The 18,060-nt window shown below is 67.8% G+C and carries 19 protein-coding genes; 8 read left to right on the forward strand and 11 right to left on the reverse strand.

From position 1 onward, the window contains the following. Positions 1 to 43: 43 nt before the first annotated feature. The 3 genes from ACYVKL_RS23100 to ACYVKL_RS23110 all read right to left on the reverse strand — a co-directional run bounded on the left by ACYVKL_RS23100 (position 44) and on the right by ACYVKL_RS23110 (position 2,172). Positions 44 to 1,327 (reverse strand): RNA polymerase sigma factor, encoded by a 1,284-nt coding sequence (locus ACYVKL_RS23100; protein ID WP_379174301.1) that lies wholly within the window; start codon positions 1,325 to 1,327, stop codon positions 44 to 46. Positions 1,328 to 1,354: 27 nt separating this feature from the next. After that, the gene (locus ACYVKL_RS23105; protein ID WP_379174302.1) at positions 1,355 to 1,711 is read right to left on the reverse strand and encodes a YciI family protein; all 357 of its coding nucleotides are present in this window, start codon (positions 1,709 to 1,711) and stop codon (positions 1,355 to 1,357) included. A gap of 83 nt (positions 1,712 to 1,794) precedes the next feature. Next, complete coding sequence (locus ACYVKL_RS23110) at positions 1,795 to 2,172, reverse strand: VOC family protein (RefSeq protein ID WP_379174303.1); 378 nt, start codon at positions 2,170 to 2,172, stop codon at positions 1,795 to 1,797. A gap of 123 nt (positions 2,173 to 2,295) precedes the next feature. On the opposite strand from ACYVKL_RS23110, the gene ACYVKL_RS23115 reads away from it, so the two are divergent. Beyond that, positions 2,296 to 3,075 carry a TetR/AcrR family transcriptional regulator C-terminal domain-containing protein gene (locus ACYVKL_RS23115; RefSeq protein ID WP_379174304.1) on the forward strand — a complete coding sequence of 260 codons (780 nt, stop codon included), beginning with the start codon at positions 2,296 to 2,298 and terminating at the stop codon, positions 3,073 to 3,075. 76 nt (positions 3,076 to 3,151) lie between these two features. Here the strand turns inward: ACYVKL_RS23115 and ACYVKL_RS23120 are convergent, their stop codons facing one another. Together ACYVKL_RS23120 and kstD are read right to left on the reverse strand one after the other, a co-directional pair. Then, positions 3,152 to 4,012, reverse strand: coding sequence for a MaoC family dehydratase (locus tag ACYVKL_RS23120; protein ID WP_357198686.1), 861 nt, complete (start codon positions 4,010 to 4,012; stop codon positions 3,152 to 3,154). 305 nt (positions 4,013 to 4,317) lie between these two features. Next, positions 4,318 to 6,024, reverse strand: coding sequence for a 3-oxosteroid 1-dehydrogenase (gene kstD, locus ACYVKL_RS23125; RefSeq protein WP_379174306.1), 1,707 nt, complete (start codon positions 6,022 to 6,024; stop codon positions 4,318 to 4,320). A 152-nt stretch (positions 6,025 to 6,176) separates the two neighbouring features. Here kstD and ACYVKL_RS23130 point away from each other — a divergent pair, with 152 nt between their 5' ends. The 5 genes from ACYVKL_RS23130 (at position 6,177) to ACYVKL_RS23150 (ending at position 11,044) form a co-directional block, all read left to right on the forward strand. Next, positions 6,177 to 6,962 carry a 2-keto-4-pentenoate hydratase gene (locus ACYVKL_RS23130; protein WP_213558315.1) on the forward strand — a complete coding sequence of 262 codons (786 nt, stop codon included), beginning with the start codon at positions 6,177 to 6,179 and terminating at the stop codon, positions 6,960 to 6,962. A 45-nt stretch (positions 6,963 to 7,007) separates the two neighbouring features. Continuing rightward, complete coding sequence (locus ACYVKL_RS23135; RefSeq protein ID WP_213558314.1) at positions 7,008 to 7,916, forward strand: acetaldehyde dehydrogenase (acetylating); 909 nt, start codon at positions 7,008 to 7,010, stop codon at positions 7,914 to 7,916. Positions 7,917 to 7,928: 12 nt separating this feature from the next. Continuing rightward, the gene (gene dmpG / locus ACYVKL_RS23140; RefSeq protein WP_246598189.1) at positions 7,929 to 8,993 is read left to right on the forward strand and encodes a 4-hydroxy-2-oxovalerate aldolase; all 1,065 of its coding nucleotides are present in this window, start codon (positions 7,929 to 7,931) and stop codon (positions 8,991 to 8,993) included. Positions 8,994 to 9,172: 179 nt separating this feature from the next. Beyond that, a complete protein-coding gene (locus ACYVKL_RS23145; RefSeq protein WP_379174307.1) occupies positions 9,173 to 10,099 on the forward strand; it encodes an NADP-dependent oxidoreductase in 927 nt (308 codons plus the stop codon). Between the two features lie 12 nt (positions 10,100 to 10,111). Then, positions 10,112 to 11,044: an AraC family transcriptional regulator gene (locus ACYVKL_RS23150; RefSeq protein ID WP_379174308.1), complete on the forward strand. Its 933-nt coding sequence runs from the start codon at positions 10,112 to 10,114 to the stop codon at positions 11,042 to 11,044. A gap of 93 nt (positions 11,045 to 11,137) precedes the next feature. Here the strand turns inward: ACYVKL_RS23150 and hsaB are convergent, their stop codons facing one another. Genes hsaB through hsaA form a run of 4 tightly spaced genes read right to left on the reverse strand, consistent with a single transcriptional unit; the run spans position 11,138 to position 14,727 of the window. Further along, on the reverse strand, positions 11,138 to 11,746 hold the full coding sequence (gene hsaB / locus ACYVKL_RS23155) for a 3-hydroxy-9,10-secoandrosta-1,3,5(10)-triene-9,17-dione monooxygenase reductase subunit (protein WP_281423507.1): 609 nt from the start codon (positions 11,744 to 11,746) through the stop codon (positions 11,138 to 11,140). Between the two features lie 27 nt (positions 11,747 to 11,773). Beyond that, a complete protein-coding gene (gene hsaC / locus ACYVKL_RS23160; protein ID WP_379339979.1) occupies positions 11,774 to 12,673 on the reverse strand; it encodes an iron-dependent extradiol dioxygenase HsaC in 900 nt (299 codons plus the stop codon). A 2-nt stretch (positions 12,674 to 12,675) separates the two neighbouring features. Beyond that, positions 12,676 to 13,554, reverse strand: coding sequence for a 4,5:9,10-diseco-3-hydroxy-5,9,17-trioxoandrosta-1(10),2-diene-4-oate hydrolase (gene hsaD, locus ACYVKL_RS23165; RefSeq protein WP_357198673.1), 879 nt, complete (start codon positions 13,552 to 13,554; stop codon positions 12,676 to 12,678). A gap of 3 nt (positions 13,555 to 13,557) precedes the next feature. Continuing rightward, positions 13,558 to 14,727: a 3-hydroxy-9,10-secoandrosta-1,3,5(10)-triene-9,17-dione monooxygenase oxygenase subunit gene (hsaA, locus tag ACYVKL_RS23170; protein ID WP_213558310.1), complete on the reverse strand. Its 1,170-nt coding sequence runs from the start codon at positions 14,725 to 14,727 to the stop codon at positions 13,558 to 13,560. A gap of 200 nt (positions 14,728 to 14,927) precedes the next feature. Between hsaA and ACYVKL_RS23175 the strand changes: the two genes are divergently transcribed. Together ACYVKL_RS23175 and ACYVKL_RS23180 are read left to right on the forward strand one after the other, a co-directional pair. After that, positions 14,928 to 16,130, forward strand: coding sequence for a 3-ketosteroid-9-alpha-monooxygenase, oxygenase component (locus ACYVKL_RS23175; RefSeq protein WP_357198667.1), 1,203 nt, complete (start codon positions 14,928 to 14,930; stop codon positions 16,128 to 16,130). Continuing rightward, positions 16,130 to 16,459, forward strand: coding sequence for a hypothetical protein (locus ACYVKL_RS23180; RefSeq protein WP_213558308.1), 330 nt, complete (start codon positions 16,130 to 16,132; stop codon positions 16,457 to 16,459). The genes ACYVKL_RS23175 and ACYVKL_RS23180 overlap by 1 nt, the downstream gene beginning before the upstream one ends. A gap of 84 nt (positions 16,460 to 16,543) precedes the next feature. Here the strand turns inward: ACYVKL_RS23180 and ACYVKL_RS23185 are convergent, their stop codons facing one another. Both ACYVKL_RS23185 and ACYVKL_RS23190 read right to left on the reverse strand, forming a co-directional pair. Continuing rightward, complete coding sequence (locus tag ACYVKL_RS23185; protein WP_379167970.1) at positions 16,544 to 16,954, reverse strand: cupin domain-containing protein; 411 nt, start codon at positions 16,952 to 16,954, stop codon at positions 16,544 to 16,546. 4 nt (positions 16,955 to 16,958) lie between these two features. Further along, a complete protein-coding gene (locus ACYVKL_RS23190; RefSeq protein ID WP_379167972.1) occupies positions 16,959 to 18,008 on the reverse strand; it encodes a saccharopine dehydrogenase NADP-binding domain-containing protein in 1,050 nt (349 codons plus the stop codon). Positions 18,009 to 18,060: the final 52 nt, after the last annotated feature.

An 18,060-nucleotide genomic window follows, 5' to 3' on the forward strand; every position in this document is an offset into this window, starting at 1 on the left:
CAGCGACACGCGGTGAAATACCTGATCAGAGGCGATTCGCTGGTCAGGCGGTCGGGCCGCTCCCAGAATCGGCTCGGCGAAGCAGTAATTCGCGCTCGATCTCATTGCCGGTGAGTTCGGCGGCCCGCTCGAAGGCGGCCCGCGCCTCCGCGGCCCGGCCCAGCCGTTCCAGCAGATCCCCGCGGACCGCGTGCAGTAGGTGATAGTCCGCCAGCACAGCCGACCCGGCGATCTTGTCCACCAGATCCAGCCCCGCGCCCGGCCCGTGCACCATGGCCACCGCCACCGCCCGATTCAGCTCCACGATCGGCGACGGAAACCGTTCGGCCAGTAGCGCATACAGTCCGGCGATGCGCCGCCAATCGGTGTCCGCGGCGGTCGGGGCCATCGCGTGGACCGCCGCGATCGCGGCTTGCAACGCATACCTGCCCGGCGCTCGCCCCCGGCCGCGCTCGAGCGTGTGCGCCCGGCCGAGCGCCGCGAATCCGCGCCGGATGTAGAGCCGATTCCACCGCGACCGATCCTGATCCGCCAGCAAGACCAATCCGTTGTCCGCATCGCTGCGGGCCGGGGTTCGCGACGCCTGCAGTTCCAGCAGCGCGGCCAGCCCGTGCGCCTCCGGTTCCTCGGGCAGCAGCCCGGCGAGTATGCGAGCCAATCGCACTGCGTCCTCGCACAATTCGGCCCGCACCCAGCGGTCGCCGGAGGTGGCGGCGTAGCCCTCGTTGAAGATCAGGTAGATCACCTCGAGCACCGAGTCCAGGCGCTGCGTCAGTTCCGGGCCCGCCGGCACCTCGTACGGGATCCGTTTGGTCGCGATGGTGCGTTTGGCGCGCACGATGCGCTGCGCCACAGTCGATTCCGGGACCAGATAGGCGCGCGCGATCTCGGTGGTGGTCAGGCCGCCCACCATGCGCAGGGTGAGCGCCGCCCGGGCCGGGGGCGTCAGGACCGGGTGGCAGGCGGTGAAGATCATGCGCAGCAGGTCGTCGGTGATGGCCGAATCAGGCTCGCCGGGCGGCTGCTCGGCCGTGATCGCCTCCCGGCCGAGCAGTTCCAGCTTGCGCGCGAAGTTCGCGTCCCGCCGGATGCGGTCCACCGCACGGTGTTTGGCGGTCACCATGAGCCAGCCGCCGGGATTCGGCGGGACGCCGTCGCGTGGCCACTGTTCCAGCGCCGCGACCAGCGCGTCCTGGGCGAGTTCCTCGGCGGTGGCGATGTCACCGGCCAGTCGGGTCAGGGCGGCGACCAGGCGCGGCCACTCGATGCGCCAGGCCGCCTCGACGGCCTGACGCGCCGCGTGCCCGGGTGTGCCCGCGCCGGTCATGCCGGCAGTTCGCCGGTCATGGCGGGGTCAGCCCTCGCCGTCGAGCTGCCGGACCTCCACGCCGATCTCCCACTCCGGTCCGTGCACGCGCAGGAATCGGCGCGCCCATTCCACCGCCTCCTCATTGGTGCGGGTCTGCAGCAGACAGTAGCCGCCGACGATCTCTTTGGATTCGGTGAACGGGCCGTCGATGACGGTCTGCGTGCCGCCGGCCTGCCGGATCCGGGTGCCCTCTTCGAGGGGACGCAGTCCGGCGGTGTCGAGCAGCACCCCGGCCTTGGTCATCTCCTCGATGAGCTCGTTCATGTCCTTCATGAGCTGGTCGTCGGGGCCGCCCTCGGGGGCCGCGGCGGGGTCGAGGCGGATCAGGATGAGGCTTCGCATGGTCGAATCTCCTTCTCGGGTAGCGGGCCCTGTTTCGGTCCCTCGACTACTCCTCGATCGGGGTGGGCCGGAATCGACACGGATCAGACCCACTGAACCAGTTGGATGACGATTCCGTTGGGATCCAGCGCCTGGAAGTACCGCTCGCCCCACGGCTCGGTCTCGACGGGCGTCACGATGGGCACGCCCTCGCCCTGGACGCGAGCGTATTCGGCGTCGATGTCGTCGACCACGAAGACCACCAGCAGGCCCTGGCCGGCGCTGCCCGCGATGCGGTCCGGCTTGAAGCTGCCCAGGCCGGTGCGCAGGTAGATGACGTCGAATCCGGCGTCGGGCCGGGTCAGGTTCACGAAGCCGTCGGCCGACATCTTCTCGGTGAACCCGAAGTGGTCGATGAGGAACCGCGCGGAGGTGGTCGGGTCGGGCACGTTCAGGGAGATCGCGGAAGCGGTGATGTTCAAGAGTCCTCCTGGGTGGTGCCGATAATCTCTGTACTAAGTACGCTATACTTTGTACGGAAATTCCGGACGGGTCGCAAAGTGATGACCATCACATCGATACGATCGGCGGCGGAGGTGACGCGAATGGCCGCACGAAGCGGGGAACGCAGCGGTGCGGGAGACCCGGTGCGCACGCTGGAACTACTGTGGCGCGAACCGGGATCCGGCGGTTCCGGGCGCGGGCCCAAACAACGCACCACGATCGAGGCCGTCATCGCGGCCGCCCTCGGGATCGCCGACACCGAGGGCCTGGCCGCCCTCACCATGCGGTCGGTCGCCGCGAAACTCGGCATCACGCCCATGGCCACCTACACCTACGTGCCCGGCAAGGCGGAATTGCTGGACCTCATGCTCGATGTGGTCTACCAGCGCATGAATCGCCACGATCTGACCGGAATGGCTTGGCGGGAAAGGGTTTCCACGATCGCGGCGGAGAACCGCGAAATGCTGAGCGCCCACCCGTGGGTCGCCTATCTGCCCACCACCCGGCCGCCCCTGGGCCCCGGCGTGGCCGCGAAATACGATCACGAACTGCGCGCCTTCGACGGTCTCGGCCTGTCCGACCTCGATATGGACGCGGCCCTCACCTACGTACTGGGCTTCGTCACCTCGACCGCTCAACTGGCCATCGACAGCGCCGCGGCCGCGGCGGAAAGCGGCCGCTCCGACCGTGATTGGTGGGAACGCGCGGCCCCGCTGCTGGCCCGCGTCTTCGACGCCGACCGCTACCCGCTGGCGGCCCGGGTCGGCGAGGCCGCAGGGCAGGCGCACGACAGCGCTTACAGCGCCGACCACGCTTACGAATTCGGCCTCGCCCGGGTCCTCGACGGCTTGGCCGCGTTGATCGAAAACCCCGGGCCCTGAACATTCTTCGGACCCTCTCCGAACGACAACGGGCCGCAACCGATATCGGTTGCGGCCCGCTTCGAGCTCGGTGGGATCAGGAGTGCGTGAGCACCACGTCCGCGAGGACCGGGGCGTCGTCACGCTCGACCACGGTCACCGCGATGACCAGCTCGCCGTCCTGCTGCCAGATGCGCGAGCGCAGCGTCTCACCCGGGTACATGACGCCGGCGAAGCGGGCGCGGAAACCCTTGACGCGCGAGACATCCGAGGCCAGCACGGTGTCGGTGGCGGTCTTGAGGACCAGGCCGTAGGTGCACAGGCCGTGCAGGATCGGGTTCGGGAAGCCGGCGTTGCGGGCGAACTCCGGGTCCGAGTGCAGCGGGTTGCGGTCACCGCACATGCGGTAGAGCAGCGCCTGCTGCGGCAGGGTCGGGGTGAGGACCTCGAAATCCGGGGCCCGGTCCGGCAGTTCGGCCTTGGCGCTCGGGCCGCGCTCGCCGCCGAAGCCGCCCTCGCCCTTGGCGAAGATGGAGGAGCGCGAGGTCCACAGCGGCTCGCCGTCGGAGCCGACCGCGGTGTCCTCACGCCAGATGACGGCGTTGGAGCCCTTGTCCCAGATCTCGGTGATGCGGCCGGAGATGGAGCCCTTGCCCGAGGCCGGGATCGGCCGGTGCACGATGGTCTCCTGGCTGCCGTGCACGACCTTGGCCAGGTCGATGTCGATGCCGTCGAACTTCACCTTCGGCGGCTCGGTCTCGTGGAAGGACGGCGCGACGGTCGCGAAGGACGGCAACACGGCCGGCTCGCGGTCGTCGAGGTAGGCCAGCTCGGCGGCGTCGGTCCAGCGGTTGCCGGCGCCCAGCGCCAGGTTGTAGGTCTGCACGTCACTGGCCGACCAGCTGAATTCGCGCGCCGGGATCTGCGCGCCGAGCGCCACGCTCAAGTCGATGGGCATGAAAAAGTTCTCCTCGTGATCGCGACCCACTCGGGATCCGATGGTTCAACGCGGCCGCCGAGTCCGCAAGCCTGCGCCCGCTGACCGGGTAGCGCGTTCACCGCGCTCGGCTCCACTTCTACGTGTGGTTATACGCCGGACCCGCCACCGGAAAGAGCGTTCGCGGTGGCGGATCCGGGTTCTTCAGTTGTGGTCACACACTCCGCCGGGATAGAGCGGTACGACGGGGTGTGTGGGTGGGTTGGGCGCGGACTCGACGTGACCCGACTCGCGCCCAACCCGATCCTGAACCGGGTTGGGACGGTTCAGGACGCCTTGTCGGCCGTGACCGGCGCGCCGTTCTTCGCCTTGGCGGCGATGTCGAGGGCGGCCAGGTAGCCGAAGGTGATCGCGGGTCCGATGGTCGCGCCGGGACCGGCGTAGGTGTGGCCCATCACGGGGGAGGAGGTGTTGCCGGCGGCGTAGAGGCCGTCGATGACACTGCCGTCCTCGCGCAGCACGCGGGCGTCGTTGTCGGTGACCAGACCGCCCTTGGTGCCGAGGTCGCCGGGGACCATCTTGACCGCGTAGAACGGGCCGACCTCGAGCTTGTTGAGGCACGGGTTCGGCTTGATGGTCTCGTCGCCGTAGTAGCGGTCGTAGGCGCTGTCGCCGCGCTGGTAGTCGAGGTCCTTGCCGGTCTCGGCGAAGCCGTTGAAGCGCTCGATGGTGGCGGCCAGGTTGTCGGCGGGGACGCCGATCTTCTCGGCCAGCTCGGCTGCCGTGGGGGCGACGACGATCAGGTCGTTTTCCATCCAGCGGGACGGAATCCGCTGGCCAGGCTGCAATCCGGCGAAGATGTAGCGAGACCGGTAGCGATTGTCGAACACGAGCCAGCAGGGCACGTTCTCGCCCGGACCCTCACCCTGCCCGTATTCGCCGCCGTACATGGTGTGCACGGCCTCGACGTAAGGAGCGGACTCATTACCGAATCGCTGACCTTGCGTGTTGATCATGATCGATCCGGGCAGGTTGCGCTCCGCGAGGCAGAACCAGGGCTTGCCTTCACCGCGGAAGGTCGTCGGACCCCACCACGAGTCGTCCATGAAGTCGATCGCGCCGCCCGCTTCGATGCCCGCGCGGATGCCGTCGCCGGTGTTGGCCTCGGCGCCGGTGGTCCACTCGGTGGTGATGGGCTCACGCTGGTACTTGTGCCGCATGTCGGCGTTGCGCTCGAAGCCGCCGCTGCCCAGGATCACGCCGTACTTGGCGTTGAACCGCACGGTCTCGCCATTCTCGGTGGCCTCGACGCCGGTGACCACGCCGTTCTCCACGATCAGCCCGGTGAGCGGAGTGTTCAGCAGCACCGGCACATTCGCGTCCAGCAGGCCCTTGCGCAGACCCGCGATGATCGCCTGGCCCATGCCGACCAGCGCCTTGCCGGTGGCCTTGCCCCACGCCCAGCGGGTGCCGACACGCAGCACGCGCAGGATGCCGCTGGGGTGGCGGCGGATCAGGTTGAGCTTCTTGTAGTCGGCCTGCATGACGACCACGTTCAGCGGCGCCTTGCTGTAGGGGGGCTCCAGGTTGAAGCGCTCGGCGCCCAGCACCTTCAGGTTGAACGGCTTGGGCTCGCAGGAGCGGCCGTCCGCCTTGCCGCCCGGGGCCTCCGGGTAGTAGTCGGAGTAGCCCGGCACCCAGGTCATCTTCAGCGCGGAGTGGTCCAGGACGTAGTCGAACGCCTCGGCGCCGCGATCGATGTAGGTATCGATCTTCTCCTTGGGCACCACATCGCCGATGATGCTGTAGAGGTAGGTCCGCGCCTCGTCGAGGTCGTTGCCCTTGCCCGCCGCCTTCAGCACCTTGTTGCCGGGAATCCAGACGCCACCGCCCGAACGCGCGGTAGAACCGCCGTAATGAGCGGCTTTTTCGATGAGCACCGTGCGCAGACCGTGGTGCGCAGCGGTGAGGGCGGCGGACATACCGGCGGCACCGCTGCCGACCACCACCACGTCGTAATCCCGATCAGTCATGTAGAACACGTTATAGAATCAATCCTGGTTTGGTCTATGTTGGTCTGGCAGATGGGACTGCTGAAGCGATGTTCTTCACAAAAACTCGTTTCAATTTCTAGTCTCGTTACCGTAGGGCCACCGGCCGGTACCCCCGATGGAAGGAACACAGCGTGCTGACCGACGCGCTTCGCAAGGAACTGGCTGACGAGCTCGCGGCGGCCGAACGGGATCGGACTCCGATCGACCCGCTGGTCGCGCGCTACCCCGAGATCGACGTGGTCGATGCCTACGAGATCCAGCTCATCAACATGCGGCAGCGGTTCGCCGGCGGCGCGAAGGTGGTGGGCCACAAGGTCGGCCTGTCCTCGCTCGCCATGCAGCAGATGATGGGCGTCGACGAACCCGACTACGGGCACCTGCTCGCGGAAATGGAAGTCTACGAAGACGTTCCGGTCGACACCTCCAAGTACCTGTACCCCCGGGTCGAGGTCGAGGTCGGGTTCATCCTGGGCGCCGACCTGCCCGGCGAGGACTGCACCGAAGAGGACGTCCGCAAGGCCACCGTCGCCTACGCGCCCTCCATCGAGCTGATCGACACCCGCATCAAGGAGTGGAAGATCGGCCTCTGCGACACCATCGCCGACAACGCCTCCTCGGCCGGCTACGTGCTCGGCCAGGCCCGCGTCGCGCCGGAACTGCTGGACATCAAGGCCATCGACGCCGTGCTGACCCGCAACGGCGAGGTCATCGCCGAGGGCCGCTCCGACGCCGTGCTCGGCGACCCCACCATCGCCGTGGCGTGGCTGGCCCGCAAGGTCGCCTCGTTCGGCGTGCGGTTGAAGGCGGGCGACATCGTGCTGCCCGGCTCCTGCACCCGTGCCATCGACGCCCGCCCGGGCGACGAGTTCATCGCCGAGTTCGCCGGACTCGGTTCCGTCCACCTGGGTTTCGCGTAAGCGCCGCCCCGACTGACACAGACCTCACCTGAGTAGGAGAAAGCCGTGACTGCAAGCAAAGTCACCGCCGCGATCGTCGGGTCCGGCAACATCAGCACCGATCTGCTGTACAAGCTGCTGCGTTCGGACAAGATCGAGCCGCGCTGGATGATCGGCATCGACCCGGATTCCGAGGGCCTCAAGCGCGCCCGCGGCCTGGGCCTGGAGACCTCCGCCGAGGGCGCGGACTGGCTGCTGGCGCTGCCGGAGAAGCCGGACCTGCTGTTCGAGGCCACCTCCGCCTACGTGCACCGCGCCTACGCGCCGAAGTACGCCGAGGCCGGCATCCGTGCCATCGACCTCACCCCGGCCGCCGTCGGCCCCGCCGTCATCCCGCCGGTCAACCTCGACACCCTGCGTGACGAGATGAACGTCAACATGATCACCTGCGGTGGCCAGGCCACGATTCCGATGGTGCACGCGGTGTCCCGCGTGGTGCCGGTCGACTACGCCGAGATCGTGGCGTCGGTGTCCTCGGTGTCCGCCGGTCCCGGTACCCGCGCCAACATCGACGAGTTCACCAAGACCACCTCGGCCGGTGTCATGAACATCGGTGGCGCCAAGCGCGGCAAGGCGATCATCATCCTGAACCCGGCCGAGCCGCCGATGATCATGCGCGACACCATCTTCTGCTCCATCCCCGAGGATGCCGACCGCGACGCGATCACCGAGTCGGTGCACCGCATGGAGAAGGCCATCCAGGAGTACGTGCCCGGTTACCGCCTGCTCAACGAGCCGCAGTTCGACGAGCCGTCGCTGGTTTCCGGTGGCATGGCGAAGGTTTCGATCTTCGTCGAGGTCGAGGGCGCGGGCGACTTCCTGCCGCCGTACTCGGGCAACCTCGACATCATGACGGCCGCCGCCACCCAGGTGGGCAATGTGCTGGCCGACCAGATCATCTCGGCTCGGGTGTAAGGAGAACCGACAGTGAGCAATTCGAACATTCTGAAGCCGTTCTCCGCGGATCTGGACGTCCGGGTCACCGACACGTCGCTGCGTGACGGCTCGCACCACAAGCGCCACCAGTTCGTGGTCGAAGAGGTCCGTGACATCGTCGCCGCCCTCGACAACTCCGGTGTGCCGGTCATCGAGGTCACCCACGGTGACGGCCTCGGCGGTTCCTCGTTCAACTACGGTTTCTCGAAGACCCCCGAGCAGGAACTGATCAAGGTCGCGGCCGAGACCGCCAAGCAGGCCAAGATCGCCTTCCTGATGCTGCCGGGCGTCGGCGTCAAGGAAGACATCAAGATCTCGCAGGACAACGGTGCGTCGATCTGCCGCATCGCCACCCACTGCACCGAGGCCGACGTCTCGATCCAGCACTTCAACATGGCGCGCGACCTCGGCCTCGAGACCGTCGGCTTCCTGATGATGGCGCACTCCACCACCCCGGAGAACCTCGCCAAGCAGGCCCGCATCATGGCCGACGCGGGCTGCCAGTGCATCTACGTCGTCGACTCCGCCGGCGCGCTGGTGCTGGAGCAGGTCTCCGACCGCGTCTCCGCCCTGGTCGCCGAGCTCGGCAACGACGCGCAGGTCGGCTTCCACGGCCACGAGAACCTGGGCCTCGCGGTCGCGAACTCGGTGTACGCCGTGCGCGCGGGCGCCACCCAGATCGACGGCAGCGCACGCCGTTTCGGCGCGGGCGCGGGCAACCTGCCGGTCGAGGCGTTCATCGGCGTCTGCGACAAGCTCGGCATCAAGACCGGCGTCGACTTCTTCGCCATCACCGACGCCGCCGAGGATGTCGTCCGCCCGGCCATGCCGAGCGAGTGCCTCCTCGACCGCCAGGCCCTGATGATGGGTTACGCGGGCGTCTACTCCTCCTTCCTCCGCCACGCCGAGCGTCAGGCCGAGCGCTACGGCGTCTCGGCTGCCGAGATGCTCGTCCGCGCCGGCCAGCGCAAGCTCGTCGGCGGCCAGGAAGACCAGCTGATCGACATCGCGCTGGAGCTCCAGCGCGAAAAGGAGAAGTCGGCCGCCAACGCCTGACGATCCAACGCTCGAAACAGGGCCGGGGAGAAATCCCCGGCCCTGTTTTGCGTCCGCGAGGCGATACGCATGGATAAAAAACCGAGATTCCAGGCCATTCAGAGTCTTCGTGATGCTGCCTAACGTTGTCGATGTTCGGTTCGACGGACGAACCGGAGACAGCATCGGAGGAGACGGTCATGCGTGCGGTGATTCAGCAGAGCTTGGGTGGGCCCGAGGTCTTGGAGGTCGTGGAGATCGACAAGCCGGAGCTGTTGTCGGGCGAGGTGCTGGTTCGGGTGCGGGCCAGCGGGGTCAATCCCGTCGACGTCGCGGTGCGGTCGGGAGCCTTCCCGTTGCTGGGACAGCCGCTCTTCGGCGTCGGGTGGGACATCTCGGGGGTGGTCGAGGCGGCGGGGCCCGGCGCGCGGTACGAGGTCGGCGAGGAAGTCTTCGGGATGCCGTTCTTCCCGCGCGCCGCAACGGGATACGCGGAGTATGTGGCCACGCCCTCGCGTCAGGTGGCGCGGAAGCCCGAGTCGCTCGATCACGTCGAAGCGGCCGCGCTGCCGTTGGCCGCGTTGACGGCGTGGCAGGGACTGGTGGACAAGGCGGGGGTGAAGGCCAGGGATCGGGTGCTGATCCATCGGGCCGCGGGCGGGGTCGGGCATCTGGCCGTGCAGATCGCGAAGGCGAAGGGCGCGTACGTGATCGCGCTCGCCAGCGCCGGCAAGCACGAATTCGTGCGCGGACTCGGCGCCGATGAGGTGATCGATTACCAGACAACGGATTTCACCGAGGCGGTGTCCGATGTCGACATCGTCTTCGACTCCGTCGCCGACGGGGAGCGGTCGCTGTCGGTGCTGCGGCCGGGCGGTGTGCTGGTGACCATCCTCGAACATGCGAATCCGGCGTTGGCGGCCACCGTCAAGGCGGCCGGTCGGCGGCTCGCCGGTGTCTCGGTGGAGCCGGATTACGCTGCGCTGGAGCAGATCGCGGAGTTGGCGGACGCGGGTCTGCTGCGCCCGACCATCGCCGAGGCGCTGCCGCTGGAGCAGGCCGGGAAGGCGCATGAGATCGTCGCGTCGGGGCAGACCGTGGGCAAAGTGGTGCTGACCGTCGAGTGAAGGAGAGCGGCGATGGATGTGCTGAGTGAGGCGCTGGCCTCGATGCGGACCGGCGCCCCGCACTCGGTGCGGACCGACGGCCACGCGCCGTGGGCGATGCGGTTGCCGCCCACGGTCGGCGCGGGATTCCACGTGGTGCTGCACGGCACCTGCTGGTTCTACCCGTTCGACAACGGCACGCGGCCGATCGAGCTGGGCTCGGGCGATGTGGTCTTCGTGCGTGACGGGGCCGGTCACGTGCTCGCCGACCATCCCGACACCGATCCCGAGATTCCCCGCCCCGAGCAGTTCATCACCTGCCCGCCGGTCGGCGCGCTCCGGCTCGGCGGCGACGGGCCGGCCGCCAGCCTGCTCTGCGGCAACTATCACCTGGACGGGCAGCGGCCGCATCCGCTGCTGCGGCAGCTGCCCGAGGTGATCCACCTGCCCGCCCGGCCCGACCGTTATCCGGAATTGGCCGCGGCCGTTCAGCTGCTGCGGGCGGAGCTGGACAATCCGCGCATCGGTTCGCACGGCATCGTGCCGGCGCTCATCGATTCGCTGTTGCTGTACATCCTGCGGGCCTGGGTCGAGGACCAGCCGCGGGCCGAAGCCACGGGCTGGGCCGCGGCGCTGCGGGATCCGGCTGTCGCCCCGGCCCTGGACGCCATGCACGGCGACCCGGCCGCACCCTGGACCGTCCAATCCCTCGCCGACCACGCGGGCCTGTCCCGCGCCGCCTTCGCCCGCCGGTTCAACGCCATGGTCGGCGAACCGCCGCTGGCGTATCTGACCCGCTGGCGGCTGACGACCGCGGCCCGCCTGCTCCGCGAGGACGATCTGGCCATCGAAAAGGTCGCGGCCCGAGCGGGTTACAGCTCGGAATTCGCGTTCGGGAAGGCGTTCAAGCGCGAATACGGTCTCGCTCCGGGGCAGTATCGCCGCCAGGCCCGAGCCGCCGCCTGAGAGTTATCCACAACCGTCCTCAACAAGAAAGGCCCCTGTGGATGAAATCCACAGGGGCACTTTTCTATCGCCAGGGTTCTGGAGGAACCCGACTTACAACCACGTATCGAGAGTGGTGGTCGTGAGGAAGTGTTCGAGGTCCGCGCGCCAGGGGGCGGGGGTCGTCTTCTCCGGTTCGATGGCCGTGTACTGGCCGCGGTAGAAGAGCAGCGGCCTGCCGGAGTCGGTGGACTCCGACAGGGCCTGTACCCGGCCGATCACGATGTAGTGATCGCCGCCGTCGAGCACGTTGTCCACAGTGCACTGGATCGTGGCCAACGCGCCGTCCAAAACCGGGAGGTCCAGTTCCGAGGTGTGCCAGTCGATTCCGGCGAACTTGTCGGGTTCGCGGGAACCGAAGCGGGCGCACACCGGCTGTTGCTCCTCGGCCAGCATGTTCACGGCGAAAGAGCCGTTGCGTTCGATCGCCTTCCAGGAGCGGGACTCCTTGGTGGGGCAGAACAGCACCAGCGGCGGATCGAGGGACAGGGCGGCGAAGGACTGGCAGGCGAAGCCGATCGGCGCCTTCTCCTCGCCCTCACCCTCGAAGGTGGTGATGACGGTGATGCCGGTGCAGAACTGCCCCAGCACATTCCGGAACTGACGGCCGTCGATGACGGGCGCGTCGATGGTCGCTTCCTTGGTCAATTCAGCCTCGGTCAATGTTCTGCCGCCCCTAGTCCGTGCTCGCTACTTGAAACCGACGGTGAAGTCGTGGCCCCACAGGCTGACCGCGGTGGATTCGCGGGCGATCCACGAGTGGTCGTCGACTTCGAGTCCCTCACAGCCGAATTCGATGTCGAATCCGCCCGGCGTCTTCATGTAGAAGGAGAGCATCTTGTCGTTGATGTGGCGACCCAGGGTGGCCGACATCTTGACCTTCTTGCGGTTCGCGCGATCCAGGCAGAGGCCGACGTCGTCGGAGTTCTCCACCTCGACCATGAGGTGCACGATCCCGGTCGGGTTGGGCAGCGGCAGGAACGCCAGTGCGTGGTGGCGCGGGTTGCAGCCGTAGAAGCGCAGCCAGGCCGGGTCGCCGTCGGCGGGACGGCCCACCATCTGCGGGGGCAGACGCATGGAGTCACGCAGCCGGAAGCCCAGCACGTCCTGGTAGAACGCCTGTGCCGCAGCGTCGTCGGTGCAGGTGAGGACCACGTGGCCCAGACCCTGCTCGGCGGTCACGAACTTGTGGCCGTACGGGCTGACGAACCGGCGGCCCAGGTACTGGGCACCGTAGAACGCCTCCAGCGTGTTGCCGGACGGATCCAGGAATCGGATCATGCCCTCGACGCGACGCTCACCGAGTTCTTCCTTGGTGCCCTCGGTGTAGGAGACCCCGGCCTTGTCCAGGCTCTCGCGCAGCTCCTGCAGGCCCTTGGCGTCGGTGACCTCCCAGCCGGAGACCAGCAGCCGGTCCTGCTCGCCGGGCACGATGATCAGGCGGGCGGCGAAGTCGTCCATGCGCAGGTAGAGCGCGTCGGGGTTGAGCCCGCTGCCCTCCATCATGCCGAGCACCTTGAGGCCGTACTCGCGCCAGGCCGCCATGTCGGTGGCCTCGATGCGCATGTACCCGAGTGCCTTGATACTCATGGTCACTTCTCCTTGACGCCGAGCAGGAAGTCGGTTGCCAGGCGGTTGAACTCGTCGAACTTCTCCAGCTGCGCCCAGTGGCCGCAGCCGCCGAACACGTGCAGCTGCACGCGCGGCACCATCTTCAGAGCCACGAGCGCGCCGTCGATCGGGTTCACGCGGTCCTCGCGGCCCCAGATCATCAGCACCGGCTGACGCAGCTTGAACGCGTCCCGCCAGATCATGCCCTTGGCGAAGTCGGCGCCGGCGAAGGACTTGCCCATCGCGCGGGTGGCGGCCAGCGATTCCGGCTGCGAGGCCGAGGCGAAACGCTCCTCGACGAGTTCCGGCGTGATCAGCTTCTGGTCGAAGACCATGATCCGCAGGAACGCCTCCAGGTTCTCCTTCGTGGGTTCGAAGTTGAACTTGGACAGCAGCTTGACGCCCTCGGTGGGGTCCGGCGCGAACAGGTTGGTGGACAGGCCACCGGGGCCCATCAGCACCAGCTTGCCGGCGCGGTCCGGGTAGTCCAGCGCGAAGCGGGTGGCCGCGCCGCCGCCGAGCGAATTGCCCAGCAGGTGCACGCGATCGGTGATGCCGAGGGTGTCGAGCAGGTCCTTCAGCGCCGAGGACGAGTGCACGAAGTACTGCGGGTGCTCGGTCGGCTTGTCGGACTGGCCGAAACCGGGCTGGTCGACGGCGAGGACGTGGAAGTCCTTGGCCAGCACCGGAATGTTCTTGGCGAAGTTCGACCAGGAGCTCGCGCCCGGACCGCCGCCGTGCAGCAGCACGATGGTGGGGCCGTTGCCGACGCCCGCCTCGTGGTAGTGCAGCTTCAGATCCGGACGCACCTGCGCGAAGCGCGAGGTGGACTCGTAGGTGATTTCCTCTACGGCGGTCACGGATTACACCATTCCGTCGGTGACCGGCAGGCCGAACGCGTGGGTGCCGTACATGACGTAGGCGCGCTCGGGATCCTGCGAGGCGTGCACGCGGCCGGCGTGGGCGTCACGCCAGAAGCGCTGCAGCGGAGTGCCTTCCACCAGGGCGGTGGCGCCGGCGGCCTCGAAGAGGCGGTCGACGGAGGCGATCACGCGGCCGGTGGCGCGCACCTGGTCGCGGCGGGCGGCGGCACGCATCTCGAACGGGACGTCCTTGCCCGCCACGATGCACGCGTACTCGTCGGCGATGTTGCCCGACAGCTGACGCCAGGCGGCGTCGATGTCACTGGCGGCCTCGGCGATGCGGACCTTGGCGAACGGGTCGTCCTTGGCGTTCTCGCCGGCGAAGGCGGCGCGCACGCGCTTGCCCTGGTGCTCGACGTGAGCCTCGTAGGCGCCGTAGCCCATGCCGATGATCGGCGCGGTGATGGTGGCGGGGTGGATGCTGCCCCACGGCATCTTGTACAGCGGGTCGGTGTTCTGCTCCAGGCCGGGCGACTTCAGTTCGCCCATGGTCCGCATGCTCAGGAAGCGGTGCTTGGGGACGAAGACATCCTTGACCACAACGGTGTTGGAGCCGGTGCCGCGCAGGCCGACGACGTGCCACACGTCGTTGACGACGTACTCGCTGCGGGGGATCAGGAACGAGCCGAAGTCGACCGGCTTGCCGTTCTTGATGACCGGACCACCGACGAAGACCCAGTCGGCGTGATCGGAACCCGAGGACCAGGCCCACGAACCGTTGACGGTGTAGCCCGAGCCGTCCTCGGTCACCACACCCGCGCCCATCGGGGCGTAGGAGGAGGAGATCCGGACCTCGGTGTCGTTGCCCCAGACCTCTTCCTGGGCCTTCTGGTCGAACAGGGCCAGGTGCCAGTTGTGGATGCCGAGGATGCCGGCACACCAGCCGGTGGAACCACACGCGCTCGCGAGCTTGCGGACGGTGTCGTAGAAGATCACCGGATCCGCGGCGTAGCCGCCCCACTGCTTGGGCTGCACGAGCTTGAAGAAGCCGGTCGCCTGCAGATCCTTGACGGTCTGGTCCGGAAGGCGGCGCAGATCCTCGGTCTCCTGGGCGCGTTCACGCAGGGTCGGCAGCAGCGCCTCTACCCGCTCAACTACTTCTTGCGTCATCTCGCCAGTTGCTCCTGCCTGGTGCTGAGACCGGAAGCGGTCTTCGTTTGCCCCTGAGAGTAGAACACGTTCTTATTCCTGTCGAGAACGCGGTTCACGCCCAGCTCAGAGCGCCCCCATCCTGGTAGTTGCTCCTATCGCTGGCAAACGGCCAGCCGATTTTGTAACGTGTTCTAGTACATCCACAGGAGGATCAGGAAATGGCGACAACCCCCCAAGGGCCCCGCGGAAAGGTCCGCGAGATCGATGTGGGCAGCGCGCCCACCCGCTTCGCCCGGGGCTGGCACTGCTTGGGCCTTGCCAAGGACTTCCGCGACGGCAAGCCGCACTCGGTCAATATCTTCGGCACCAAGCTGGTCGTTTTCATGAACAGCAAGGACGAGCTGAAGGTACTGGACTCCTATTGCCGGCACCTCGGCGGCGACCTCTCCATGGGTGAGGTCAAGGGCGACTCCATCGCGTGCCCGTTCCACGACTGGCGCTGGGGCGGCGACGGCAAGTGCACCGGCATCCCGTATGCCCGGCGCGTGCCCCCGCTGGCCCGCACCCGCGCGTGGACCACGCTCGAGCGCAACGGCCAGCTGTACGTGTGGCACGACCACGAGGGCAACCAGCCCACCGACGAGGTGACGATCCCTTACATCGAGGGTCCCTTCACCAACGCCGACGGCACCGGCTCGGACACCCTCAACGAGGGCTGGACCGACTGGACCTGGCACTCGCTGCTGATCGAGGGCTCCAACTGCCGCGAGATCATCGACAACGTCGTGGATATGGCGCACTTCTTCTATATCCACTACGCCTTCCCGACGTACTTCAAGAACGTCCTCGAAGGGCACGTCGCCACGCAGTACCTCGAGACCAAGGCCCGCCCCGACATCGGCAACGCGGCCAAGAATGGCATCGACGTGCTGCTCAAGTCCGAGGCGTCCTACTTCGGCCCGTCGTACATGATCAACCCGCTGCTCAACATCTACAGCGGCTTCGAGGTCAAGACGGTCCTCATCAACTGCCACTACCCGGTCTCGCAGGACTCGTTCATGCTGCAGTGGGGCGTGTCGCTGGAGAAGCCGAAGGGTCTGCCCGAGGCGCAGGCGGAGATGTTCGCCGCCAAGATGACCGAGGGCGTGTCCGAGGGCTTCCTGCAGGACGTCGAGATCTGGAAGCACAAGTCCAAGATCGACAACCCGCTGCTGACCGAGGAAGACGGCCCGGTCTACCAGCTGCGCCGCTGGTACGAGCAGTTCTACGTCGATGTCGCCGACATCGACCCGAAGATGACGCAGCGCTTCGAATTCGAGATCGACACCTCCAAGGCCAATGAGCAGTGGGGTCTCGAGGTCGAGGAGAACCTGCGCAAGAAGGCGGAGGCCGAGGCCGCCGCGCAGGAGGCGAACGCCTGATGACCACCTGGGCGAAGGCACCCGATTTCGCGGACCGGCCGGAACAGCGAGCGCAGGTGCGCGCCCAGACGGTCGTCGACAAAGAGCACTACATGGAGGCCGGACTGACGCCGATCGCGTGCCAGTCCTGCGGTACCGAGGTGCTCGTGCGCAAGCACAGCCACAACCAGAAGACGGTGCAGTGGACGGCCGACCCGGCCACCCACTGCCCGGTCTTCCGCAAGCTGGCCGAGGCCGGTCCCACCACCGGGAAGCCGGACTCCTGCCCGAACCTCGAGAAGACCATCGACCACGCGGTCGCCGAGGGAATTCTCGAGATCGACCGCTGACGTCGATCGACCTACCGGGTCGCTGCTACTCGTGCCCGCCGCGCCACAGCGCGGCGGGCACAGTGCGTCGAGGGGGAAATCCGTTCAGTCGAGCCGGAAGTCGGCGAAGTCGAATCCGGGCGCGACGACACAACTCACCAGCGCGTAGTCGTCTCCCGCCGGACGGGCGGCCTGGCTGACGCCGCCGGGAACCACCGCCTGCGGGCGCTGCCCCCGCTCCGCGTCGGGCCCGAGGACGACCTCCTCGCCGCCGATGTTCAGCAGCAGGGGCCCGCCCCGATGCCAGAACCAGATCTCGTCCGAGGTCACCGTGTGCGGCGCGGACCGCTCACCCGGCAGCAGCAGGAAGTAGATCGCGGTCGCGCTCGCGCGCGGGCCCGGATAGTCCGGCGGGGTGAATTCCACCTCGCTGCGCCAGGTTTCGCGATACCAGCCGCCCTCGGGGTGCGGCTGAAGGTCCAACTCTGCGGCCAGTGCCGGGCGGTCGTCGCTCATCGATTCACTGTAGGGCGATGCTCCAGGTGATGCCGTGCGGCGCGAGCGCGTCCAGGAACTCCGCGGCATCGAAGGCCTCGGCCGGGGCGAGCGCGCCCGCCCGGGTGCCGCCCGCGGCGAGCCGGGTGGCAACCTCGACGGTGAGCAGTGCCGAATCTCGGTAGGAATCACCGCCGCTGGCCACGGCCTGCGCGCGGGCGCCGGCCGGGCCGAAGGCGTCGACGATCACGTCGTAGCGCAGATCCGAGTCGGGGGCGTCCGGAATGAGATCCAGTGCGTCGGAAGTGAATCCGCTCAGGTTCGCGTGATACGCCAGTTCGATCGCGCCCGCCACGTAGGTCACGTCGGTGTGGCGCGGAATGGTGAGCACCGCCGACTGCGGGGACTTGGTCACGGCGGTCGGGGCGGTGTCGCCGGGGAACGTCAGTTCCCGATGCCGCGCGGCCGCGCCGGTGCGCAGCTCGCCGGTCTCGTAGTGCCAGCCGCCGTTCCGGAACCAATCCAGGTTGGCCAGTACGGTTTTCGCGCTGCCCTTGGAGCCATTGCCGCCGCTGCGGCTGCGGTGGGTGACCACCAATTCGACCGGGCCGGCCAGCCGGGGCACGGTCAGATCGGCCAGCAGGTCGGCGGCCAGGTTGTTGTCGGTGACCCCGGAGATCACCGTGACCCCGGCCTTTTCGGCCCGCGGCCCGTACTCGTCCAGCACCCGGCGCAGGAACTGCTGCTCGCCGGAGGTGTCGGTGTAGTGCGCGCCCGCCTCGATGGCCGCGGCCAGCACCGCGCCGCCGAGGTCGACGAAGGCGACCAGGCTGCTGATCACCACGTCCGCGCCGGTGAAGGCGGCGACCAGGGCGGCGTGATCGTCGAGGTCCGCGATCCGGATCTCGGCGTCGGGCAATCCGGCCGCGTCGGCGGCGGCGCGCAGGCGTTCGGCATTGCGGCCCACCAGGATCGGGGTGAGACCGCGGCGGCGCAGCTCGGCGAGGATGTACCCGCCGGTGTGGCCGGTGGCGCCGTAGAGGGCGATGGCGGGGGTGCGGTCCGTGTTCGTCATGAACCAAACAGTATTCGGCACTGGTGAGTGAATTAATGGCTGTAATGCTCAT

The organism is Nocardia tengchongensis (assembly GCF_054781395.1).